This window comes from Variovorax sp. AC103 (assembly GCF_979254005.1).
The window spans coordinates 1-23816 of sequence record NZ_CEEDFC010000034.1; the positions used below are offsets into that span (position 1 = coordinate 1).

Below are 23816 nucleotides of genomic sequence, written 5' to 3' on the forward strand. Positions count from 1 at the left end.
GGGGTCGCCTTTTCTTTGCTTACTTTCTTTTGGCGAAGCAAAAGAAAGTAAGTCGCCTGCCGGGGCGAGTCCCGGCCTCGGGAAGCAAGCCCCAAAGAAAGCAAGCAGCATGCTGAGCCCAGGCAACCCATTCCCCCTCGGCGCCACACCCTCGCCACAAGGCGTCAACTTCGCCCTGGCAGCCCCCTCCGCAGAATCCGTAGACCTCTGCATCTTCGACAGCACAGGCCAACACGAGCAGCAGCGCCTGCAACTACCGGCCTGCACGGACGGCATCTGGCACGGCCACCTCCCCAGCGCCCGCCCGGGCCTGGTCTACGGCTACCGGGTCCACGGCCCATGGACACCGCATGAGGGCCAGCGCTTCAATCCCGCCAAGCTGGTGCTCGACCCGTACGCCCGCGAGATCGTCGGCAGCTACGACGGCAGCGACCTGTTCCTGGGCCACGTGCCCGCGGCCCCGGCAGAGCGGGACCCGCGCGACAACGCCGCCGTCGCCCTCAAGGCACGTGTGGCCCCGGCAGCAGCAGCAGCAGAAAGCCCCGGGCACGTCCGCATCCCCGCCGCAGACCGCGTCCTCTACGAGCTCCACGTCAAGGGACAAACCAGGCTGCACCCCCAGGTGCCCGAAGCACTCCGAGGCACCTACGCCGGCCTCGCCGAGCCCGCCGTGCTCGACCACCTGCAGCGCCTGGGCGTCACCACGCTGAGCCTCATGCCGGTGCAGCACCGCGCCGACGAGCAGCGCCTGCAGCGCATGGGCCTGAGCAACTACTGGGGCTACACCACCATCGGCTGGTTCGCGCCCGAGGCCCGCTACTGGAGCGGCCGCCCCGGCACCACGCCCGCCGGCGAGTTCCGCGCGATGGCCGACGCCATCCACGCGCGCGGCATGGAGCTGGTGATCGACGTGGTCTACAACCACAGCGCCGAGACCGACGAGCTCGGCCCCACGCTGTCGCTGCGCGGCATCGACAACGCCCTGTACTACCACCTGCGCCCCGACGACCGCGCCCTGTACGAGAACTGGACCGGCTGCGGCAACTGCCTGAACCTGGGCGAGCCGCGCGTGCTGCAGATGGTGATGGACAGCCTGCGCTTCTGGGCCTGCGAGATGGGCGTCGACGGCTTCCGTTTCGACCTGGCACCGATCCTCGGACGCGACGCGCAGCGCGGGTTCGACGCGCGCGCGCCCTTCCTTGCCGCCGTCGCGCAAGACCCGGTGCTCTCGCGCACCCTGCTCATCGCCGAGCCCTGGGACATCGGCCCCGGCGGCTACCGGCTGGGCGAGTTCCCGCCTGGCTGGCTCGAATGGAACGACCGCTACCGCGACACGCAGCGCGGCTTCTGGCTGCGGCAGGCGCGCGACGACAAGGCCGGCCTGGGCGACTTCGCACACCGCGTCACCGCCTCCAGCACGCAGTTCGCCCACCACGGCCGCGCGCCGACGGCCAGCGTCAACTTCGTCACCGCGCACGACGGCTTCACGCTGCGCGACCTCGTGAGCTACAACGAGCGCCACAACCAGGCCAACGGCGAAGACAACCGCGACGGCCACGGCCACAACCTGAGCGACAACTGCGGCGTCGAAGGCCCGAGCGACGACCCCGGCGTGCAAGCCCGACGCACCCGGCTGCAGCGCGCGCTGCTCGCCACGCTGATGCTGTCGCAGGGCACGCCCATGCTGCTGGCCGGCGACGAACTCGGCCACAGCCAGCAGGGCAACAACAACGCCTACTGCCAGGACAACGAGACCACCTGGCTCGCGTGGCAGAGCGCGTCGGCACCCGACGGCGGCGCGGCGCAGCTCAGCGCCTTCGTCGCCCGGCTCGCCGCCCTGCGCCGCGAGGCCCCTGCCTTGCGCAGCAACCGCTGGTGGCCCACCGAGCCCCCGCAAGGCATGCCGCCGGGCCTCCGCTGGCTGCGGCCCGACGGCGCGCCGATGACACCCGGCGACTGGCAGACGGGCACGGCCCTTGCACTCCACTTTCCGAATGCAGCAACCCCGACGAACCCCGACGAAAGCGACTGGCTGGTAATGGTGAATGCGGGCCCGCAGGACGTCGCCTTCCGCATGCCCCCCGGTGCGTGGCGCCTGTGCCTGGCGAGCGATCCCGCGCTCGACCCGGGCCATGCGACCCCACCCCTCGGCGACACGGCAACGGTGCCTTTCCCGGGCATCTGCATTGCAAGAACGTAGGAGCCAGATGCATGTCGCGGTGCTAGTCTCGATGCAGAAACTCTGACGACGAATTCCAACGAACAAACGAACGAACGGAGACACAGGATGGACAAGTTCACACCCACACAGCCCCAGCACGAGCTGCAGGCCCATCAACTGGTTCGTCGCACCATCGCCCTGGTGCTGGCCGGCGGACGCGGCTCCCGCCTCAAGCAGCTGACCGACCGGCGCGCCAAGCCGGCGGTGTACTTCGGCGGCAAGTTCCGCATCATCGATTTCGCGCTGTCGAACTGCCTGAACTCCGGCATCCGGCGCATGGCGGTGGTCACGCAGTACAAGTCGCACTCGCTCATGCGCCACCTGCAGCGCGGCTGGAGCTTCCTGCGCGCCGAGCTCAACGAAATGGTCGACGTGCTGCCCGCGCAGCAGCGCGTGGGCGACGAGCACTGGTACCGCGGCACGGCCGACGCGGTGTTCCAGAACCTGGACATCATCCAGACCCGCTCCACCAAGCACGACTACGTGGTGGTGCTGGCCGGCGACCACATCTACAAGATGGACTACTCCCTCATGGTGAAGGACCATGCCGAGCGCGGCCTGGGCTGCACGGTCGGCTGCATCGAGGTGCCGCGCATGGAGGCCACGGCCTTCGGCGTGATGGCGGTGGACGACAACCGCCAGATCACCGAGTTCCTCGAAAAGCCGGCCGACCCGCCCGCCATGCCGGGCAACCCCGACGTGGCGCTGGCGAGCATGGGCATCTACGTGTTCGACTCCGCCTACCTCTACCAGCTGCTGGAGGAAGACAGCGTCAACCCCGACTCGAGCCACGACTTCGGCAAGGACATCATTCCGCGCGCCGTGGCGCAGGGCCGCGCGCTGGCGCACCCGTTCGGCATGTCGTGCGTCACGCGGGCCTCGCGCGGGCCGGGTGCCAAGACCTACTGGCGCGACGTGGGCACGATTGATGCATTCTGGGCAGCCAACCTCGACCTGGCCGCCATCACCCCGGAGCTGGACATCTATGACACGGACTGGCCCATCTGGACCTATCAGCGGCAGCTGCCCCCGGCCAAGTTCGTGCTCGACCGCCACGGCCAGCACGGCATGACGGTGAACACCATCGTGTCGGGCGGCTGCATCGTCTCGGGCTCCAAGGTGAGCAGCTCGGTGCTGTTCTCGGGCGTGCGCATCCACTCCTTCTGCGAGATCAACGAGGCGGTGCTGCTGCCCGATGTCGAAGTGGGCCGGGGCGCCCGGCTCAGCAAGGTGGTGATCGACCGCGGCTGCGTGATCCCCGACGACATGGTGATCGGCGAGGACGCCGTGGCCGATGCCGCGCGTTTCGAGCGCACCGAGACCGGCGTGGTGCTGGTCACGCGCGAGATGCTCAAGCGGCTGGGCACCGACTGACCGCCGGTCCACCGACGCCCACTGCACCCCACGCCCACGCTTTTTTCACGATGCGAATCCTCCAGGTCAGCGCCGAACTGTTCCCTCTCCTCAAGACCGGCGGCCTGGCGGACATCGCCGGAGCGCTGCCGCTCGCGCTCATGGCCGAAGGCGAGGACGCGCGCGTGCTGCTGCCGGGGTTTCCGGCCATCGTGGCGGGCGTGCGCGACCTGGCGCCGGTGGCCGAATTCAACGCGCCCTGGGGCGAACGCTTCGCGCTGCGCTTCGGGCACATCGCCACCGACGGCGCGCCGGCCATTCCGGCCTACGTGATCGACGCGCCGGCGCTCTACGACCGGCCCGGCAACCCCTACGAAGATGCGTCGCGCCAACCCTACGGCGACAACCACCGCCGCTTCGCGCTGCTCGGCTGGGCCGCGGCGCAACTGGCGCAGGGACTCGACCCGCTGTGGCGGCCCGAGGTGGTGCACGCGCACGACTGGCATGCGGCGCTCGCGCCGGCCTATCTGCACTTCGCGCGGCAGGCCGGCGGCCCCCGCGTGGGCAGCGTGTTCACCGTGCACAACCTGGCCTACCAGGGCATCTTCGCGCCGTGGAACTTCGCCGACCTGGGCCTGCCCGCCACGGCGTTCCAGATGAACGGGCTCGAGTACCACGGCCAGGTGTCGTTCATGAAGGCCGGCCTGAGCTACGCCGACCGGCTCACCACGGTGAGCCCGACCTACGCGCAGGAAATCCAGACGCCCGAGCAGGGCTGCGGCCTGGACGGCCTGCTGCGCCAGCGCAGCGGCGTGCTCGGCGGCATCCTGAACGCGGTCGACGACAAGGTCTGGAACCCGGCGAGCGACGCCGCGCTGGTGCAGGGCTTCCACACGCCCGAAGGCCGCCACATGGCGGGCAAGGCGCGATGCAAGTCGGTGCTGCAACATCAACTGGGGCTGGCCGACCGGCCGGATGCGCCGCTTTTCATTCTCGTGAGCCGGCTCACCGAGCAGAAGGGCCTCCACCTGGTGCTGGGCGGGCTCGACGCGTTGCTCGCGCAGGGCGGCCAGCTCGCATTGCTGGGTGCCGGCGAGGCCTGGCTCGAGGAAGCCTTCCGCCAGCGCGCGGCCGCGGCGCCGCAGTCGGTCAGCGTGACCATCGGCTACGACGAGGCGCTGGCGCACCAGCTCTTCGGTGCCGGCGACGTGACGCTGGTGCCCTCGCTGTTCGAGCCCTGCGGCCTCACGCAGATGTACGGCCTGAAGTACGGCAGCCTGCCGCTGGTGCGCCGTGTCGGCGGGCTGGCCGACACGGTGGTCGACAGCTCGCTCGAAGACATGGCCAGCGGCGAGGCCACCGGCTTCGTGTTCGACCGCTTCGAGGTGGCCGACTACGAACGCGCCGTGCGGCGCGCCTTCGCCCTCTACCAACGCGCGCCCGACTGGCGCCGCGTGCGCGGCCATGCCATGCGGCGGCCTGCCGACTGGGCGAGCGCGGCCGCGCAGTACATCGGCGTTTACCGGCAGAGTGTGGAATGACCCCCGGTCTTCGCGCACTTCGTGTCGCTGCGCCAACCCCCTTGCGGGGGGCAACACCTGCGGCCCGGCAAAGCCGGTTCCCCGGTGTTCTCGCAAGGACCCCTCGACTTCAAACCTGATCACTCACACAGAGCGCCCACCATGACGATCAAAGACTTCGCCTACGACCACCCCGACCGCGACGTGGCGGCCTTCAAGCGCGCGGTGGCCAACAAGCTGATCTATGCGGTCGGCAAGGACCCCGTCGCCGCCAGCCAGGACGACTGGCTCAACGCCACCTCGCAGGCGGTGCGCGACCAACTGGTCGAGCGCTGGATGATGACCACGCGCGCCAACTACGCGCAGGACCTCAAGCGCGTGTACTACCTCTCGATGGAGTTCCTCATCGGGCGCACCTTCACCAACGCGCTGCTGGCCGTGGACCTGTTCGACACCGTGCGCGAGGCGCTGGCCGACTTCGGCGTCGACATGGACGCGCTGGCCGAGCGCGAGCCCGATGCGGCCTTGGGCAACGGCGGCCTCGGCCGGCTCGCGGCCTGCTTCCTCGACTCGATGGCCACGCTCGGCGTGCCCGGCATGGGCTACGGCATCCGCTATGAATACGGCATGTTCCGCCAGCAGATCGTCGGCGGCCAGCAGGTCGAGACGCCCGACTACTGGCTCACGCGCGGCAACCCCTGGGAGTTCCAGCGGCCCGAGGTGAACTACCGCGTGCGCTTCGGCGGCCGCGTGCAAAGGCGGGAAGGCACCAACGCCCCCTACGGCGCGGCCGACTGGGTCGACACCCACGACGTGCGCGCCGTGGCCTACGACACCATCATTCCGGGCTACGGCACGCAAGCCACCAACACGCTGCGGCTGTGGTCGGCGCGCGCCACCGAGGAAATCGACCTCTCGGCCTTCAACCGTGGCAACTACATGGGCGCGGTCGAAAGCAAGAACCAGTCGGAAAACGTGTCGCGCGTGCTCTACCCCGACGACTCCACGCCCTCGGGCCGCGAGCTGCGGCTGCACCAGGAATACTTCTTCTGCAGCGCGAGCGTGCAGGACCTGCTGCGCCGCTACCTGCGCAGCCACAAGACCTTCGACCAGTTGTCCGAGAAGGTCAGCATCCACCTGAACGACACGCACCCGGTGCTCGCGGTGCCCGAGCTGATGCGCCTGCTGCTCGACGAGCACGGCCTCGACTGGGACACCGCGTGGGCCCACACGCAGAAGGTGTTCAGCTACACCAACCACACCCTGATGCACGAGGCGCTGGAAACCTGGCCGGTGGAGATGCTCGGGCGCATCCTGCCGCGGCACCTGCAGATCATCTACGACATGAATGCGAAGTTCCTCGCCACGGTGACGCAGAAGGCGGGCAACGACGTCGAGCTGCTGCGCAGGCTGTCGCTGGTCGACGAGGCCGGCGAACGGCGCGTGCGCATGGCCTACGTGGCGGTGCTGGCGAGCCACTCGATCAACGGCGTGTCGGGGCTGCACTCGGAGCTGATGAAGCAGTCGATCTTTGCCGACTTCGACAGGATCTTTCCGGAGCGCTTCAACAACAAGACCAACGGCGTCACGCCGCGCCGCTGGCTCGCGCAGGCCAACCCGCCGCTGGCCGGGCTGCTGGACCAGCGCATCGGCAAGGGCTGGCGGCGCGACCTGTCGCAGCTCGAGGCGCTCAGGCCGATGGCCGAGCAACCGGCCTTCGTGCGCGCCTTTCGCCACGCCAAGCGCGAGAACAAGCTGCGCCTGGCCAACTGGGTCGAGCAGAACCTGAAGATCGACATCGACACCGACGCGATGTTCGACGTGCAGGTCAAGCGCATCCACGAGTACAAGCGGCAACTGCTCAACGTGCTGCACGTGGTGGCGCGCTACCACCGCATCCTGGACGCGCACGCCACGGGCGCGCCCATCGACATCGTGCCGCGCGTGGTGGTGTTCGCGGGCAAGGCGGCGTCGGCGTACGTGATGGCCAAGCTGGTCATCCGGCTCATCAACGACGTGGCGAGCACCATCAACGCCGACGCGCGCGTGGGCAAGCTGCTGAAGGTGGTGTTCCTGCCGAACTACAGCGTGAGCCTGGCCGAGATCATCATGCCGGCGGCCGACCTGTCGGAGCAGATTTCCACCGCAGGGACCGAAGCCTCGGGCACCGGCAACATGAAGTTCGCGCTGAACGGCGCGCTGACCATCGGCACGCTGGACGGCGCCAACGTGGAAATGCGCGAGAACGTGGGGCCGGAGAACATCTTTATCTTCGGCAACACGACGCCGGAGGTGGCGGACATCCGCGCGCACGGCTACCAGCCGCGCGACATCTACGAGCAGAACGCCGAGCTCAAGCGCGTGCTCGACGACATTCGCGACGGCGCGTTCTCGGCGGGCGAGCCGGCGCGCTACCAGGGCATCTACGACGCGCTGGTGAACTGGGGCGACCACTACCTGCTGCTGGCCGACTACGTGAGCTATGTGGCCAAGCAGGGCGAGGTGGACGCGCTGTACCGCGACTCGGACGCGTGGACGCGCAAGGCGATCCTGAACGTGGCGGGAATGGGCGCGTTCTCGTCGGACCGCACGATCGCGCAGTACGCGCACGAGATCTGGCACACCAAGCCGGTGGTGCTGGGCTGAGCCGCGACACGGGGCCTGCCGCGGTGGCGGCCTGCTGAACAGACTTTGACATTGCGTGGGGCCGCCAACGCCCTGAGAGGGATTTCCCATGACACGCTTTGCGATGAAGACTTTCACCATGGCACTGCTGGCCGCCTTCGCGCTGGGCCCCGCCGTCCATGCGCAGAAGAACACGCCGCAGGAGCGCACCTGGCGGCGCAACACCCAGGCGGGGCAGGAAGTGCGCATCTTCACCTACGTGCAGCACCGCTCGGATTGCTCCCAGGGCCCCGATCCGCGCATCACCCTGCGGACACCGCCCGCGCACGGCACCACGGCCGTGCGGCCGGACACCGTGGCCATCGGCCCCTCCCGGTTCGGTGCGACCGATTGCAGCGGCCGCTCGCTGTCAGGGCTGGGCATCTGGTTCGTGCCGGAGCCGGGGTTCAGCGGGAGCGACCAGTTCGACTACGACGTGCAGTTCACGAACGGGGTGGCACACGACACGGCAATGATCGAGGTCAAGCCCTGAGCCTTCAGGGCAGGCCGACGGCGCTCAGCGCTTGACGGGCTCGGTGGCGGGCGGCGGCGCGTCGGTCACGAAGCCGATGCGGCTCAGCCCCGCCTTGTTCGCGATGCCCATCAGCGCCACCACCTTGCCGTAGGGCACGGTCTGGTCGGCGCGCAGCTGCACCTCGGTGTCCTTGCTGTCGGCCGCGGCCTTCTCGAGGCGGGTGGCCAGTTCTTCGTCGGTCACGGGCTGGTCGTTGAAGAAGACCTTGCCCGCGGCATCGACCGCCAGGCTCACGAACTTGGGCGCGTCGTTGGGCTGGCCCGCGTCGGTCTGCGGCAGGTCGAGCTTGATCGAGCTGGCCATCAGCGGCGCGGTGATGATGAAGATCACCAGCAGCACCAGCATCACGTCGACCAGCGGCGTCACGTTGATGTCGGACAGCGGCCGCTGCGCGCCCGCGCCCATGGCACGCCCGCCGCCGCCGGCGCTGCTGCCCAGTGATGTGCGTCCGAAGGCCATGGTGCGCCGTGCCTTGCCTGCCTAAACCGGCATCGGCCGCGCGGGCGGCGGCGCTGGCGGTGCCGGCGGGGTGCCGAAGCTGCCCAGCAGGTCGTGCGCGAAGCCTTCGAGTTCCGCTTCGATGCGGCCGATGACGCGGCCGAACACGTTGTAGGCCAGCACTGCGGGAATGGCCACGGCCAGGCCGAAGGCCGTCATGACCAGCGCCTCGCCCACGGGGCCCGCCACCTTGTCGATGGTGAAGCCGCCGGTCTGGCCCGCAATGCCCGACAGCGCACCGTAGATGCCCCACACCGTGCCCAGCAGCCCGACGAAGGGCGCCGTGGCGCCGACGGTGGCAAGCACGATCTGGCCTGCCTGCAGCCGGCGCAGGGCGCCATGCAGGGCGTCGCGCAGGACGCGCGTGAGCCGCTGGTTGCGCTCGACCGTGGCGCCCAGCGTGCCATCGGGCGCGCTGGTGGCCACGCTCTTGATGGCAGACACGGCGGGCGAAACGAGCATGGCCTTGTCGAAGCCCTTGAGCTTCTGTTCGGCGTCGGCCAGAGTGGACGACTGCCAGAACGCAGCGATGCTGCGCAGCACGTCGCGCGTACCGCCGCGCAGCAGCCAGGCCTTCCAGAGAATGATGACCCAGCTCGCGATCGACATCGCAAGCAGCAGCGCGGCCACCGAACGGCTGACGCCGTCGCCATGGGTCAGCAGTTCCAGCACGCTCATCGGCGGTCCTTTTGTTTAGCGAAGACCCGGCATGTCTTCAGCGAAGACCGAGCACGTCGTACATGTCGAACAGGCCGGCGCGCTGCCCGGCCAGGAAGCGCACCGCGCGCAGGCTGCCCTGGGCGTAGGTGACGCGGCTCGACGACTTGTGGGTGATTTCGATGCGCTCGCCCGTGCCGGCGAACAGCACGGTGTGGTCACCCACGATGTCGCCGCCGCGGATGGCCGAGAAGCCGATGGTCGAGGGGTCGCGCTCGCCGGTGATGCCTTCGCGGGCGTACACGGCGCACTCCTTCAGGTCGCGGCCCAGCGCGTCGGCGATCACCTCGCCCATCTTGAGCGCGGTGCCCGAGGGTGCGTCGACCTTGTGGCGGTGGTGCGCCTCGATGATCTCGATGTCGTAGCCGCTCGACATGGCCTTGGCCGCCATTTCGAGAAGCTTGAAGGTGACGTTGACGCCCACGCTCATGTTGGGCGCCATCATGATCGCGATGTCTTTCGCGATCTCGGCGATCTCGGCCTTCTGCGCGTCGCTGAAGCCGGTGGTGCCGATGACCGCCTGCACGCCGAGTTCACGGCACACCGCGAGGTGCGCGAGCGTGCCTTCGGGGCGGGTGAAGTCGATGAGCACCTGCGCATCCTTCAGGCCGGCACGCAGGTCGGACACGATGGACACGCCGCTGTCGAAGCCCAGGAAGGCGCCGGCGTCGGTGCCCAGGGCCGGGCTGGCCGCGATGTCGAGTGCGCCGGCCAGGCGCAGGTCGGGCGCATTGCGCACGGCCTCGATCAGCATGTGGCCCATGCGGCCCGATGCGCCGGCAATGGCGATGCGGCGCGCGCCGGAAGCGGAAGGGGAGGAGGCGGAAGTGGATTCGGTCACGCGGATTCAGTCATGCAAAAACACGGGGAACACGGGACGGGCACTGCCTGGCTCGGCGGGCGCCGCCCGCTACGGCTGTCTGTCTGGCTGCTGGCGCGTTTCAGCGCGCGGCTTCGAGCGGGGGGTAGGCGGCCGGCAGTGGCGGGAGCGAAGCCTGCGCACCGGCGGTATCGCCCTTTTTCTCGTCCTTGGAAGGGGCGAACTTCTTGAGGTCGTCTTCCGACGCCTCGAGCGGGGGCACCTTGCCGGCTTTCTTGCGGGTGTCGAGCGTGGCGACGAAGTCCTCTTCGCTCGGCATCTCGTCGCCTTCGAAACGGTCCATCAGTTCGCCGTTGAAGAACACCGTCAGGCGGCGCTCCTGCGGGTCGACGCCCTGGCGGCGGATGGTGAACACGTAGTCCCAGCGGTTGTTGTGGAAAACGTCGCTCAGCAGCGAGGTGCCGAGGATTTCACGCACCTGCTGGCGCGACATGCCGGGCTTGAGCGCCGCAACCTGTTCCTTCGACACGAAATTGCCCTGCACCACTTCGACCTTGTAGGGCGTGACCGCGGACAGCGCGCTGCGCGTGCGATCGCTGAAACCGCTGCAGGCACCCAGGCAGAGCGTGGCGGCCACGGCGGCGACCAGCAGCCAGGAACGGCGTTGGAGAATGGCAGGCATGGGAGGAAAAGGGGGTAGCGATATGATCGGCCATTGTAGCGGCTGCCCCTTTTCCGGGGCCTTTGCCGCAGCCCAGGGCGCAGGAACCAACATGGCCAACATCGACGAACTCAAGAACACCGGCCTCAAGGCCACACTGCCACGGCTGAAGATCCTCGAGATCTTCCAGACCGGCAGCCAGCGGCACATGACGGCGGAAGACGTGTTCCGCGTGCTGCTCAACGAACGCTCCGACATCGGCCTGGCCACGGTCTATCGCGTGCTGACGCAGTTCGAGCAGGCCGGCATCCTGGAACGCAGCCATTTCGAGAGCGGCAAGGCAGTCTACGAACTGAACGAAGGCACGCACCACGACCACCTGATCTGCACCTCGTGCGGCAAGGTCGAGGAGTTCTACGACGCCGAGATCGAACGCCGCCAGCAGATGATTTCCAAGGACAAGGGCTGGATCCTGCAGGACCACGCCATGTCGCTCTACGGCCTCTGCGGAGACTGCGTCAAGCAACGCTGAAGCCGCGCGGTTGAAGCCGCGTCAATCCTGCCCGGTTTCCATCGCCTTGTGGTGGCGCGCCACGAAATCGGCGTAGGTGTCGATGCCGCGCAGCTGCAGGATCGAATTGCGCACCGCCGCCTCCACCAGCACGGCGATGTTGCGCCCCGCCACCACCTGGATGATCACCTTGCGCACCGGAATGCCCAGCACGTCCTGGGTGAGCGGCGCGGAAGGCATGCGCTCGTAGTCCCGCTCGAAGCTGTCGCGGCGCACCAGGTGCACGATGAGCTTGAGCCGCATCTTGCGGCGCACAGCCGTCTCGCCGAAGATCGCGCGGATGTCCAGTAGGCCGATGCCGCGCACCTCCAGCAGGTTGAGCAGCAGGTCGGGACAGCGCCCTTCGATGGTGTTCTGGTTGATGCGGTACAGGTCGACCGCGTCGTCGGCCACCAGGCCGTTGCCGCGCGAGATCAGCTCAAGCCCGAGCTCGCTCTTGCCCAGGCCCGACTCGCCCGTGATCATCACGCCCATGCCCAGGATGTCCATGAACACGCCGTGCATCGAGGTGCGCTCGGCGAAGTGCTTGGACAGGTAGGCGCGCAGCAGGTCGATCACGAACGCCGACGACTCGCGCGTGGCAAAGAGCGGCAATTGGGCGCGCTCGCAGATCGACAGCAGTTCGTCCGGCGCGGCCTGGCCGTCGGCCAGCACCAGCATCGGCGGCTCCAGCGTGACGATGCGCGCGATGCGCCGGGCGCAGTCCTCGGGGCTGCCACGCGTCAGGTAGGCCACCTCGCGGGCGCCCAGGATCTGCACGCGGTACGGGTGGATGTAGTTGAGGTAGCCGACCAGGTCGGCCGCCGATTGCGCGCGGCTGATGACCTCGGGGTCGAACTGGCGTTCTGACGCGCCAAGCCCTGCGAGCCATTCCCAACGGAGCGAGCCGCGGAACTCCTCGAACATGGCATCGGCGCTGATGACGGTCGGCTTCATGCGTTCAGGCACCGGCGCACGGGCGCCAGCATTGCGTTGGAGTGACGGAAAGAGCCGCGCAGCTTATCAGCAGCCGCGCGTGCCGACGCATGCGCTCAGGCGACTTGCGTGGATTGCCAGCCGGCAATGAGGCCGTGCAGCACGGCCGCGTCGGTACTGGACTTGATCTGTTCGCGCAGGCTGGCGTCGCTCAGCAGCTCGGCGATTTCAGACAGGATTTCGAGGTGCTTCTGCGTGGCCGCTTCGGGCACCAGCAGGAAGATCAGCAGCGCGACGGGTTGTTCGTCGGGTGCGTCGAAACCGATGGGGTTGGCCAGCTGGAACACGGCGGCCATCGGCGCCTTCAGGCCCTTGATGCGGCCATGCGGAATGGCAACGCCGTGGCCCAGGCCGGTGGAACCGAGGCGCTCGCGCGCAAACAGGCTGTCGGTGATCAGGGCGCGTCCCAGCCCATGAAGGCTTTCGAACAGAAGGCCAGCTTCTTCGAAAGCACGTTTCTTGCTGGTAGCGTCAACGCTCACAAGCACTTGGGCGGGCGGCAGGATGGACGCGAGGCGATTCATGGTGGGTGCAGAGCGGGGGCGATTATGCACCCGGTTGGTAAAAACCCCCAGTCCCTGTATTTACTTTTTATCTACATGTTGCCCGCAGGCCCCTTGGCGCCTGGGGCGCCTGCCAAAGCCCTTGCGTGACAGTCGGAAAACAAAAAGCCGCCCGGAGGCGGCTCTGTGAGTGGAGCGCGAGGCGCCCGATCTACATCAGGCGCTTGGGCGCCGCGTGATGGTGATCCTGCAGGCGGTCCTTGTGGCGCACGACCTGGCGGTCCAGCTTGTCGACCAGGTCGTCGACCGCGGCATAGAGATCAGCATGGCTCGATTCGGCGAACATGTCGCTGCCCTTGACGTGGATGTTGCATTCCGCCCTTTGGCGGCGTTCCTTTTCCTTCTGCTTTTCCACCGTGAGGATCACCTTCACATCGACCACCTGGTCGAAATGCCGGGTGATCCGGTCCAGCTTGCTCGTGACATAGGTCCGCAAGGCAGGTGTGACGTCGAGGTGATGGCCGCTGATCGTCAAATTCATGAATGACCTCCTGGAATTGACGGTTGGGGAAATGACCGCGCTCCGGAATGAAGCGTGGCCGGGGGAACTGGTGTGCGTGGGAGAGAGGGGGAAGAAAGAGAAATAGGACAGGAATTGAAGCGGTCGATTCACTATGCCCAAGCTGTCACGGGATTGCAATACCAGGGCTGCCCGCGGCGCAGCACGGTTTTAGCGCAGCTTTTCACATGCTCATCAATCCATAGCAATGCAAGCGCGCGGCGCAGGCCTCGCCGGCTTTTTGCGCAGATGTGTGTCAGGGCGAAAAACCCGGTGACCCTGCCGCCGGCAGGGCCAGCCGGCTTCAGCGCCAGGCCGCGCGCATCCGGTTGCGCAGGTCGATCACCGCGCTCGGCGGCGGCACCGCCGGCGGACGTTCCGGCGGGGGCGGCCAGGTCTGCTGCTCGAAGTCTGCGAGGTCGGCGTCGGCGATGAAGCGCGTGCGGTTGGCGTACAGGTGGCGGTCGCCGCGCGCCGCCTGCTGCGTGATGTGGAAGCGTTGCGGCACCAGCAGGTGCAGGTGGTCGCGCGCCCGCGTCATGGCCACGTAGAGCAGCCGGCGCTCTTCCTCCAGCTCTTGCGCGCCCTGCGCCACGTCGGCCGGCATGCAGCCGTCGACCACGTTGAGCACGTGCACCGAATTCCATTCCTGCCCCTTGGCCGAATGGATGGTCGAGAGGATCAGGTAGTCCTCGTCGAGCAGCGGCGGGCCCGGGCGGTCGCTGGTGGCCTCGGGCGGATCGAGCGTGAGTTCGGTCAGGAAGCGCTCGCGCGAGCCGTACCCCGCGGCCAGCCGCGCCAGCTGCTCGACGTCGGCGCGCCGCACGCCGGAGGTGTCTTCGTACAGCCGCTCCAGGTGCGGCAGGTACCAGTTCATCGCCACCTCCACATCGGCCGGCCAGGGCAGCGACGGCGCGCGCAGGGCGGCATACGCGTCGGCGAACTCGGCCCACTGCGCGCGGGCGGCGGAAGGCGGCACGAAGTCGCGCACCGCCGCCGCCGGGTCGGCCGCCTTGTCCATGGCGTCGAGCAGCCGCGCTCCCGTGGCGGGCCCGATGCCCGGAATGAGCTGGGTCACGCGAAAGCCCGCCATGCGCCCGCGCGGGTTCTGCGCAAAGCGCAGCACCGCGAGCAGGTCTTTCACGTGCGAGGCTTCCAGGAACTTGAGTCCGCCGAACTTCACGAACGGAATGTTGCGCCGCGCCAGCTCCAGCTCGAGCCCCGCGCTGTGCGACGAGGTGCGAAACAGCACCGCCTGCGACTTCAGCGCCAGCCCGCCCTCGCGGTGCGCCAGCACCTTGTCGGCCACCCAGCGCGCCTGCCCCGCTTCGTCGGCCACGAGCACCAGCATCGGCTTGCCGGCGGAGGGCTTGTCGGTCCACAGCGTCTTGGCGTGGCGCTCGGCCGCCTGCGCGATCACGCGGTTCGACACGTCGAGGATCGGCTGCGTCGAGCGGTAGTTGCGCTCCAGCGTGACCACGCGTGCGGCCTGCGTGAACTGCGAGGGAAAGTCGAGGATGTTGCGCACCGTGGCGCCGCGGAACGAGTAGATCGACTGCGCGTCGTCGCCCACCACCGTCACGCCGCGCCCGTCGGGCTTGAGCCCCAGCAGGATCGACGCCTGCAGCAGGTTCGTGTCCTGGTATTCGTCGATCAGCACATGGTCGAAGCGTGCGCCCATCTGCGCGGCCAGCGCGGGCTCGGCGGCCATTTCGGCCCAATAGAGCAGCAGGTCGTCGTAGTCGAGCACGTTCTGCTGCTGCTTGGCCTCGACGTACGCGCCGAACAGCTTCTTGAGCTCGGCCTCCCACTCGGCGCACCAGGGAAAGGACTCCTTGAGCACCTGCGCCAGCGGCGCGCGCGTGTTCACGCAGCGCGAATAGATCGACAGGCAGGTGCCCTTGCGCGGAAAGCGGTTCACGGTGGACGACAGCCCGAGCTCATGGCGCACCAGCCCCATCAGGTCTTCGGCGTCGCCGCGGTCGTGGATGGTGAAGTTCTCGTCCAGCCCGATCTGTGGGGCGTATTCGCGCAGCAGCCGCGCGCCGATGCCGTGGAAGGTGCCGGCCCATGGCAGCACGGGCGGCGCTTCGGACTTCAGCCCGAGCACCCTGGCCAGGACCTGCCCGGCGCGGCGCTCCATTTCCTGCGCGGCCCGGCGCGAGAAGGTCAGCAGCAGCAGGCGCTGCGGATCCACGCCGCCGGCGATGAGGTGCGCCACGCGGTGCGCCAGCGTGCTGGTCTTGCCCGAACCGGCGCCGGCAATGACGAGCAGCGGCCGTTCGTCGCGTTCGACGACATGGGTATCGGCCTCGCCGATGGCGGCGCCCACGCCATGCTCGACCGCCGCACGCTGCGCCTCGTTGAGTGTCGACAGTGCGGCGGCCAGGCGCTCGGCCTGGGTCTTCGGCGCGGCGGGAAAAGCAAGGGGCGCAGCGGTCTGCATGCGCCCGACTTTACTGTATGTCCGTCCAGTTCGACCGGCGGCCGTCATATGGCCGGTGACATAATCGCGGCTCGCTGCAACCGGAGATTCTTCCCATGGAAACCGCCCCGTCTCGGCAGCTTTCAACTCCCTTTCACTGACCCGCTTTTCGCGCGCGTCGGGCCCGGGAATTGAAAGCGCCCCTGCCCCTCCCCCGCCCCACGTTTCAGTCAGTCATACCCGGGAGTGAGCCCATGCTCAACATCTTTACGCTCGCCAACGGCCGCCTCGTCCAGGAAGAGATCGAGTCGCTCGAAGAGCTCTCCAAGTTCCACCCGATCTGGGTCGACCTCGAGTCGCCCACGCTCGAAGAGAAGCGCTGGATCAAGCAGTACTACGGCCTGTCGATTCCCGAAGACGCGATGGACGAGGACATCGAGGAATCGGCCCGCTTCTACGAAGAAGACAACGGCGAACTGCACATCCGCTCCGACTTCCTGATCGACGACGACGAAGACCCGCGCACCGTGCGCGTGGCCTTCATCCTGAACCAGCACAACACCGACCTGCGCAGCCGCGGCGTGCTGTTCTCGATCCACGACGAGGACGTGCCCGTGTTCCGCCTGCTGCGCATGCGCGCGCGCCGCGCGCCGGGGCTGATCGAAGACGCGAAAGAAGTGATGCTCAAGCTCTTCGACGCCGACGCCGAGTATTCGGCCGACACGCTGGAGAACATCTACGACGAGCTCGAAGTGGCCGGCAAGAAGGTGCTCTCGGGCAACGTCAGCGACGAGCTGGCCGGCGAGGTGCTCGGCGCCATTGCGCGGCAGGAAGACTTGAACGGGCGCATCCGCCGCAACGTGATGGACACGCGCCGCGCCGTGAGCTTCATGATGCGCAGCAAGATGCTCAACGCCGAGCAGTTCGAGGAAGCGCGCCAGATCCTGCGCGACATCGAGTCGCTGGACAACCACACGGCCTTCCTGTTCGACAAGATCAACTTCCTGATGGATGCGACCGTCGGTTTCATCAACATCAACCAGAACAAGACCATCAAGATCTTCTCGGTGGCCAGCGTGGCGCTGCTGCCGCCCACCTTGATCGCGAGCATCTACGGCATGAACTTCAAGTTCATGCCCGAGCTCGACTGGGCCATGGGCTACCCCTACGCCATCGTGCTGATGGCGGCCAGCGCGCTGGTGCCGATGTGGTACTTCCGCCGGCGCGGCTGGCTCAAGTAGCCGCGCTGTCTTAAGAAGGCAGCGTGGCCAGCCACGCGCCGACCAGCGCCAGGCTGTAGCGGCTCGCGACCACGGCGACGAAGCGCGCGAAGTCGCCATGCGCCGCGTCGTCGGCCCGGTCGGAAATCGTGCGCATCGCCGCGAAGGGCACGCCGTAGTCGTGGCACACCTGCGCCACCGCCGCGCCTTCCATCTCGACGGCCAGCGCGTCGGGCAGCTCGCGCTGCAGCGCCGCGCTCTCGGCCGTGGTCGACACGAAGCGGTCGCCGCTCACCAGCAGGCCGCGATGCACCTTCGGCGACGACAGGCCGAACTCGTCGACGCCGGCGTGCCCGATCAACGCCACCGGGTCGCGCAGCACGCCCGTGGCGACATCCGACAGCGCGTCGCTGATCGCAGCGTCCGCCGCAAAGCGCGACAGGCCCATCAACGGCACCTCGTGCTTCGGAAAGATCGGCGAGGCGTCCATGTCGTGCTGCAGCAGTTCGGTCGCCACCACCACGTCGCCCACGTTCACGCCCGGCGCCAGCCCACCCGCCACACCGGTGAACACGATGGCCCGCACGCCGAAGCGCTCCAGCAGCACCGTGGCCGTGACCGCCGCCGCGACCTTGCCGATGCGCGACAGCACCGCCACCACCGGCTGGCCGTGCAGGTGACCGACCCAGAAGTCGCGCCCCGCGACACGCACGCGCTGTTCGTCGGGCATCTGCGCGAGCAGCGCGCCCAGCTCCTCATGCATGGCCGCAACGATGGCGACGGGTGCGGCCATGGCTTATTTCATGTCCACGCCGTAGAAGGTGTGGCGTCCGAAGGGGCTCAGCTTGAAGTCGACCACTTCCTTGCGCACCGGCTTCAGCTGCACCGCGTGCGCGATGGTGAACCATGGCGCCTGCTCCTTGAAGATGACCTGCGCCTTCTTGTAGAGCGCATCTCGGTCGGCCTGCTTGGTGGTGCTCTTGGCCTTCACGACGAGGTCTTCGTACGGCTGGTAGCAGAACTTCGACACGTTGCTGCCGCTGGCCGACTTGGCCGAGGCGCAGCCCAGCAGCGTGTACAGGAAGTTGTCCGGGTCGCCGTTGTCGCCGGTCCAGCCCATCATGCCCATCTGGTGCTCGCCGGCCTGCAGGCGCTTGCGGTACTCGCCCCACTCGAAGCTCTTGATCTCGGCCTTCACGTTGATCTTGGCCAGGTCGGCCTGCATCAGCTCGGCGATGCGCTTGGCGTTCGGGTTGTACGGGCGCTGCACGGGCATGGCCCACAGGTCGGTGGAGAAGCCGTCGGGGAAGCCGGCCTGCGCCAGCAGCTTCTTCGCGGCCTCGGGGTCGTACGGGTCGTCCTTCACCGCGTCGTTGTAGGACCACATGCTCGGCGGAATCGGGTTCTTCGCGGCCACGCCGGTCGACAGGTACACGCCGTCGATGATGGCCTTCTTGTTGATCGCCATGCTCACGGCCTTGCGCACGCGCACGTCGTCGAAGGGCTTCTTGGTGGTGTTGAACGACAGGTAGCCCACGTTCAGGCCGGGCTGCTCCAGCACCTGCACGTTCGGGTCCTTGCGGATCGCGTCGAGGTCGGCCGGGTTGGGGTACGGCATGACGTGGCATTCACCCTTCTGCAGCTTGGCCCAGCGCACCGAGGCATCGGGCGTGATCGCGAACACGAGGTCGTCGATCTTCGCCTTGCCGCCCCAGTACTGCGGGAAGGCCTTGAAGCGGATGATGGCGTCCTTCTGGTACTGCACCAGGTAGAACGGGCCGGTGCCGATCGGGTCCTGGTCGACCTTCTCGGGCGTGCCGGCCTTCAGCATGGCGATGGCGTATTCCTTCGACTGGATGCCCGCGTACTGCATGGCCAGGTTCGCGAGGAACGGCGCCTCGGGCTGGTTGAGCACGATCTTCACCGTGTAGTCGTCCACGCGGTCCACCGTCTTCAGCAGCTTGGGCATGCCCATGTCGTTGAAGTACGAGTGGTTCTGGCTCGTGACCTTGAAGAAGGGGTCGCTCTCCTTCCACTGGCGCTCGAGCATGAAGATGAAGTCGTCGGCGTTGAAGTCGCGCGTGGGCTTGAAGCTCTTGCTGGTGGTGTGCCACTTCACGCCCTTGCGCAGGTGGAAGGTGTACTGCGTGCCGTCGGCGGAGATGTCCCACTTCTCGGCCAGGCCCGGCACGACCTTGGTGCCGCCGCGCTCGAACTCGACGATGGTGTTGTAGACCTGCGTGGTCACGTCGAACGAGGTGCCGGTGGTGTTCATGCCGGGGTAGAAGTTCTCGGGGCTGCCCTCGGAGCAATACACCAGCGTCTTGGCGGACACGGCGCCACAGGCCAGGGTCAGGGCCGCGAGCGCTGTCGGCGCCAGGAGCGCCAGGCTTCGTGAGCGGCGCGAAACAGTGGACTGGGTCGTCATGTGGACTCCTTGAGACACGGTTGAGAAAACGGGGAACAGGCGACGGCTAGAGGCTCGCCGCCATCGGGACATCGGCGCGCACCACCGGTACGCCATCGAGAAACTTCTCCGAGAAGTGGCAGGCCACCATCCGCTCGTCGAGCATGCGCGGCAGCGGCCGCTCTTCGCGGCAACGCGGCGCCACGTGCGGACAGCGCGTGTTGAACACGCAGCCCGTGGGTGGATCCAGCGGCGACGGCAACTCGCCCTTGAGCACGATGCGCTGGCTGCTCAGCCCCGGCGTCGAGGCCAGCAGCGCCTGCGTGTACGGGTGCAGCGGCCGCGCGAAAATGCGCGACTTCGGACCCTGCTCCACCGCATGGCCCAGGTACATCACGAGCACGTCGTGCGCGATGTGGCGCACCACGCCGAGGTCGTGCGAGATGAAAAGGTAAGCCAGCCCGAGCTCGGCCTGCAGGTCGGCCAGCAGGTTCAGCACCTGCGCCTGGATCGACACGTCGAGCGCCGACACCGGCTCGTCGGCCACCAGCAGGCGCGGCGAGAGCATCAGCGCGCGCGCAATGGCAATGCGCTGGCGCTGGCCGCCGGAGAACATGTGCGGGTAGCGGTTGGCGTACTCGGGCCGCAGGCCCACGCGCGCGAGCATGTCGCGGGCCTTGGCGGCGCGCTCTGACTTGCTCAGGCTGGTGTTGATGGCCAGCGGGTCTTCGAGCACCGCCGAGATCTTCTTGCGCGGATTGAGCGAACCGTACGGGTTCTGGAACACCAGCTGCACGGCCTGGCGCAACTCGCGCCTGCGGTCCTGCGGCGGGTTTACCGCATCGGCGCCGACCAGCGTGAGCTGGCCCGCCGTGGGCTTTTCGATCAACGCGACCATGCGCGCCAGCGTCGACTTGCCGCAGCCCGACTCGCCGACCACGGCCAGCGTACGGCCGCGCTCGATGCGAAAAGAGATGTCGCCCACCGCACGCAGGTGCGCCGGCGCGCGGAACATGCCTCGGCGGATGTCGTAGGTGCGCTGGAGGTTTCGGGCTTCGACCACCACGTCGGTGGGTGCCTCGCTCATGGCACCGCCTCCGCGACCTGCTGCCGCGGCGGGTCTTGCGCGATGGCCGCCATGCGGCCCGGCTCGCCGAGCGGAAAGTGGCAGCGCACCTGGGCCTGTGTCCCGGCGCCCTGCCACTCGCGCAACGCCGGTCGCACCTGGCAGGCGCGCTCGGTCACGTAGCCGCAGCGCGGCGCGAACAGGCACCCCGCAGGCCGGTCGTGCACGCCCGGCACCACGCCGCTGATGGTGGCCAGCCGCCCCTCGGGCGCGGCGCGTTCGGGCAGCGCGGCCAGCAGCGCCTCGGTGTACGGATGCTGAGGCGACGCGAAGAGGCGATCCACGCGCTGGTGCTCCATCACCTGCCCCGCGTACATCACGGCGATGCGCTGCGCCATCTCGCTCACCACGCCCATGTTGTGCGTGATGAGCACCAGCGCCATGCCGCGCTCCTTCTGCAGGTCGCGCAACAGGTCGAGAATCTGCGCCTGGATGGTCACGTCGAGCGCGGTGGTGGGCTCGTCGGCGATCAGCAGGCGCGGGTTGCAGGCGATGGCCATGGCGATCATCACGCGCTGGTTCATGCCGCCCGACAGCTGGTGCGGGTAGCTGCCCAGGCGCGACGACGCAGCCGGAATGCCCACCTGCTCCAGCAGCTCGGTCGCGCGCTTCTTCGCTTCTCGCTTGTCGAGCTTCAGGTGCAGCCGCAGCGTCTCCATCAGCTGGAAGCCGATGGTGAAGCAGGGGTTGAGGCTGGTGGTCGGCTCCTGGAAGATCATCGCGACCTCCTTGCCGACCAGCGTGCGGCGCGCCTTGTCGGAGATGCCGAGCAGCTCCTTGCCGGCGAAGCGCATGTGGTCCGCGCGCACGCGGCCCGGAAAGCCGACGAGGCCCATCAGCGCCATCATCGTCACGCTCTTGCCCGAGCCCGATTCGCCGACGATGCCGAGCACCTCGCCTTCCTCGAGCGTGAGGCTCACGCCGTCGACCGCATGCAGCACGCCGCCTTGCGTGGGAAATTCCACATGCAGATCCTTGATGTCCAGCAAAGGCATGTCAGCGGCTCCGGCCCGAAAGGCCTGTTCCAGGAACACCGCGGAACCGGCTTTGCCGGGCCGCCGGGGTTGTCCCCTGCAAGGGCGAAGGAGGCCACACGAAGTGGGCAAGCCTGGGGGTGTGCTTCATGCTAGCGCTTGAGCTTGGGGTCGAGCGCGTCGCGCAGTCCGTCGCCCAGCAGGTTGAAGGCCAGCACGGCAGCAAGAATCGCCAGGCCTGGAAAGGTCACGACCCACCATGCGCGCAGCACGAACTCGCGCGCATCGGCGAGCATGGTTCCCCATTCGGGCGACGGTGGCTGCGCACCGAGGCCGATGAAGCCCAGCGCCGCCGCGTCGAGGATGGCGGTCGAGATGCCGAGCGAGGCCTGCACGATCAATGGCGCGGCGCAGTTGGGCAACACCTCGCGGAACATCAGGCGCAGCGTGCCGGCGCCGCTCACGCGTGCGGCGGTCACGTAGTCGCGCGACACCTCGGCGATGACGGCTGCGCGCGTGATGCGCACGTAGTGCGGCAACACCACGATGGCCACGGCGACCATTGCGTTGATGAGTCCCGGCCCGAGGATCGCCACAATCACGATGGCCATCAGCAGGCTCGGCATGGTGAGGACGATGTCCATCAGCCTCATGATCGCGATCTCGAGCACGCCGCGGAAAAAGCCCGCGACCAGCCCGAGCACCACGCCCACGACCACCGAGATCGCCACCACCGCGACGCCGATCGACAGCGACAGCCGTGCGCCGTACATCAACCGCGAGAGGATGTCGCGCCCGATGGCGTCGGTGCCCAGCAGGTAGCTCACGGAGCCGCCCTGCTGCCACGCAGGCGGCAGCAGGAAGACGGCGCTGTTGGTTTCGTTGGGCGCGTGCGGCGCGATCCACGGCGCGAACAGCGCGACCAGCAGCAGCACGGCGATGGTGACCAGCCCGATGACCGCGCCGCGGTTGGCGGAGAAGGCCGTCCAGAACTCGCGCCAGGGTCCGGGCGGTGCGGCGCTCTTGGCGCCGGCGGAGACTGCGTGTGTCGTTGCCATGAGCTCAGTGCCCGATGCGCGGGTTGATGACGCCGTAGGCCACGTCCACCAGCAGGTTAACGAGCATCACGAGGCCGCCCAGCAGCAGCATGCCGCCCTGCAGCACCGGGTAGTCGCGCCGGCCGATGGCTTCGATGAGCCACTTGCCGACACCGGGCCAGGAGAAGATGGTCTCGGTGAGGATCGCACCCGTGAACAGCACGCCCACCTGCAGCCCGATGACGGTGACCACCGGAATCAGCGCGTTGCGCAGCGCATGCAGCCCCACCACCCGAAAGCGCGACAGGCCCTTGGCGCGCGCGGTGCGGATGTAGTCCTCGCCCAGCACCTCGAGCATGGCCGAGCGCGTCATGCGCGCTATCACCGCGAGCGGCACGGTGCCCAGCACGATGGCCGGAAGAATGAGGTGGTGCAGCGCCGACCAGAAAGCGTCGGTGTCGCCGGCGCGCAGCGAGTCGATGAGCAGGAAGCCGGTCTCGGGCTCGATGAAGTACTGCACCGCGATGCGGCCCGACACCGGCGTCCATCCGAGCTGCACCGAGAAGAACAGGATGAGCAGCAACCCCCACCAGAAGATGGGCATCGAGTAGCCGGTGAGCGACGTCGCCATCACGCCGTGGTCGAAGATGGAGTTGCGCCGCACCGCGGCAAGAATGCCCGCGGGCAGTCCCAGCAGCAGCGCGAAAAGAATGGCGCACACCGCGAGTTCCATGGTGGCCGGGAACAGCGCGAGGAACTCGCTCATCACCGTGTCCTGCGTGATGATCGACTTGCCCAGGTCGCCATGCAGCACGCGGCCGATATAGATGCCGTACTGCACGATCACGGGCTTGTCGAAGCCGTAGGCCGCGCGCAGCTGGGCATGGCGCTCGGGGTCGATGCCGCGCTCGCCGGCCATCGTCTCGATGGGGTCGCCCGGCACCAGCCGGATGAGAAAGAAGGCGAGCAGCGTCATGCCGATGAAGGTCGGCACCAGCAGGCTCACACGGGTCAGGAGGAATCGAAGCAT

Annotated in this window: 21 protein-coding genes; 7 read left to right on the forward strand and 14 right to left on the reverse strand. The window is 67.9% G+C overall.

Annotated elements, in window-relative coordinates:
- The first annotated feature begins 109 nt into the window (after positions 1-109).
- The 5 genes from glgX (at position 110) to AC0IYU_RS32470 (ending at position 8251) form a co-directional block, all read left to right on the forward strand.
- Complete coding sequence (gene glgX, locus AC0IYU_RS32450; protein WP_472125823.1) at positions 110-2200, forward strand: glycogen debranching protein GlgX; 2091 nt, start codon at positions 110-112, stop codon at positions 2198-2200.
- 87 nt (positions 2201-2287) lie between these two features.
- Positions 2288-3595, forward strand: a complete 1308-nt coding sequence (gene glgC, locus AC0IYU_RS32455; protein ID WP_472125825.1) for a glucose-1-phosphate adenylyltransferase — start codon at positions 2288-2290, stop codon at positions 3593-3595.
- A 50-nt stretch (positions 3596-3645) separates the two neighbouring features.
- The gene (gene glgA / locus AC0IYU_RS32460; protein ID WP_472125827.1) at positions 3646-5115 is read left to right on the forward strand and encodes a glycogen synthase GlgA; all 1470 of its coding nucleotides are present in this window, start codon (positions 3646-3648) and stop codon (positions 5113-5115) included.
- 141 nt (positions 5116-5256) lie between these two features.
- Positions 5257-7740 carry a glycogen/starch/alpha-glucan phosphorylase gene (locus AC0IYU_RS32465; RefSeq protein WP_472125830.1) on the forward strand — a complete coding sequence of 828 codons (2484 nt, stop codon included), beginning with the start codon at positions 5257-5259 and terminating at the stop codon, positions 7738-7740.
- 88 nt (positions 7741-7828) lie between these two features.
- Entirely contained in the window at positions 7829-8251 is a 423-nt protein-coding gene (locus tag AC0IYU_RS32470; protein ID WP_472125832.1) for a hypothetical protein, read from the forward strand.
- Positions 8252-8275: 24 nt separating this feature from the next.
- Here the strand turns inward: AC0IYU_RS32470 and AC0IYU_RS32475 are convergent, their stop codons facing one another.
- From AC0IYU_RS32475 to AC0IYU_RS32490, 4 genes are all read right to left on the reverse strand, one after another.
- Positions 8276-8752: an ExbD/TolR family protein gene (locus tag AC0IYU_RS32475; protein WP_472125835.1), complete on the reverse strand. Its 477-nt coding sequence runs from the start codon at positions 8750-8752 to the stop codon at positions 8276-8278.
- Between the two features lie 21 nt (positions 8753-8773).
- Positions 8774-9469 carry a MotA/TolQ/ExbB proton channel family protein gene (locus tag AC0IYU_RS32480; RefSeq protein WP_472125838.1) on the reverse strand — a complete coding sequence of 232 codons (696 nt, stop codon included), beginning with the start codon at positions 9467-9469 and terminating at the stop codon, positions 8774-8776.
- A 37-nt stretch (positions 9470-9506) separates the two neighbouring features.
- Positions 9507-10349, reverse strand: a complete 843-nt coding sequence (gene dapB / locus AC0IYU_RS32485; protein ID WP_472125841.1) for a 4-hydroxy-tetrahydrodipicolinate reductase — start codon at positions 10347-10349, stop codon at positions 9507-9509.
- Positions 10350-10449: 100 nt separating this feature from the next.
- A complete protein-coding gene (locus AC0IYU_RS32490; RefSeq protein WP_472125844.1) occupies positions 10450-11010 on the reverse strand; it encodes an outer membrane protein assembly factor BamE in 561 nt (186 codons plus the stop codon).
- Between the two features lie 91 nt (positions 11011-11101).
- Between AC0IYU_RS32490 and fur the strand changes: the two genes are divergently transcribed.
- A complete protein-coding gene (gene fur, locus AC0IYU_RS32495; RefSeq protein WP_435438959.1) occupies positions 11102-11521 on the forward strand; it encodes a ferric iron uptake transcriptional regulator in 420 nt (139 codons plus the stop codon).
- Between the two features lie 21 nt (positions 11522-11542).
- On the opposite strand, the gene hprK is transcribed toward fur, so the two are convergent.
- The 4 genes from hprK to AC0IYU_RS32515 all read right to left on the reverse strand — a co-directional run bounded on the left by hprK (position 11543) and on the right by AC0IYU_RS32515 (position 16043).
- Positions 11543-12496, reverse strand: coding sequence for an HPr(Ser) kinase/phosphatase (gene hprK, locus AC0IYU_RS32500; RefSeq protein WP_108141382.1), 954 nt, complete (start codon positions 12494-12496; stop codon positions 11543-11545).
- Positions 12497-12591: 95 nt separating this feature from the next.
- Positions 12592-13059, reverse strand: coding sequence for a PTS sugar transporter subunit IIA (locus tag AC0IYU_RS32505; protein WP_124458504.1), 468 nt, complete (start codon positions 13057-13059; stop codon positions 12592-12594).
- Positions 13060-13249: 190 nt separating this feature from the next.
- Complete coding sequence (hpf, locus tag AC0IYU_RS32510) at positions 13250-13579, reverse strand: ribosome hibernation-promoting factor, HPF/YfiA family (protein WP_435438958.1); 330 nt, start codon at positions 13577-13579, stop codon at positions 13250-13252.
- 322 nt (positions 13580-13901) lie between these two features.
- Positions 13902-16043 (reverse strand): ATP-dependent helicase, encoded by a 2142-nt coding sequence (locus tag AC0IYU_RS32515; protein WP_472125847.1) that lies wholly within the window; start codon positions 16041-16043, stop codon positions 13902-13904.
- Positions 16044-16276: 233 nt separating this feature from the next.
- Here AC0IYU_RS32515 and corA point away from each other — a divergent pair, with 233 nt between their 5' ends.
- Complete coding sequence (corA, locus tag AC0IYU_RS32520; protein WP_435438956.1) at positions 16277-17263, forward strand: magnesium/cobalt transporter CorA; 987 nt, start codon at positions 16277-16279, stop codon at positions 17261-17263.
- 10 nt (positions 17264-17273) lie between these two features.
- Here corA and AC0IYU_RS32525 read toward each other — a convergent pair whose 3' ends face one another.
- The 6 genes from AC0IYU_RS32525 to AC0IYU_RS32550 all read right to left on the reverse strand — a co-directional run bounded on the left by AC0IYU_RS32525 (position 17274) and on the right by AC0IYU_RS32550 (position 23816).
- The gene (locus AC0IYU_RS32525; RefSeq protein WP_472125850.1) at positions 17274-18035 is read right to left on the reverse strand and encodes a 5'-methylthioadenosine/adenosylhomocysteine nucleosidase; all 762 of its coding nucleotides are present in this window, start codon (positions 18033-18035) and stop codon (positions 17274-17276) included.
- A gap of 3 nt (positions 18036-18038) precedes the next feature.
- Positions 18039-19670 carry an ABC transporter substrate-binding protein gene (locus AC0IYU_RS32530; protein ID WP_435487993.1) on the reverse strand — a complete coding sequence of 544 codons (1632 nt, stop codon included), beginning with the start codon at positions 19668-19670 and terminating at the stop codon, positions 18039-18041.
- A gap of 46 nt (positions 19671-19716) precedes the next feature.
- Positions 19717-20736 (reverse strand): dipeptide ABC transporter ATP-binding protein, encoded by a 1020-nt coding sequence (locus AC0IYU_RS32535; RefSeq protein ID WP_472125853.1) that lies wholly within the window; start codon positions 20734-20736, stop codon positions 19717-19719.
- Entirely contained in the window at positions 20733-21770 is a 1038-nt protein-coding gene (locus AC0IYU_RS32540) for an ABC transporter ATP-binding protein (protein ID WP_472125856.1), read from the reverse strand. The genes AC0IYU_RS32535 and AC0IYU_RS32540 overlap by 4 nt, the downstream gene beginning before the upstream one ends.
- A gap of 131 nt (positions 21771-21901) precedes the next feature.
- Entirely contained in the window at positions 21902-22807 is a 906-nt protein-coding gene (locus tag AC0IYU_RS32545) for an ABC transporter permease subunit (protein WP_472125858.1), read from the reverse strand.
- 4 nt (positions 22808-22811) lie between these two features.
- Positions 22812-23816 (reverse strand): ABC transporter permease subunit, encoded by a 1005-nt coding sequence (locus AC0IYU_RS32550; protein WP_472125860.1) that lies wholly within the window; start codon positions 23814-23816, stop codon positions 22812-22814.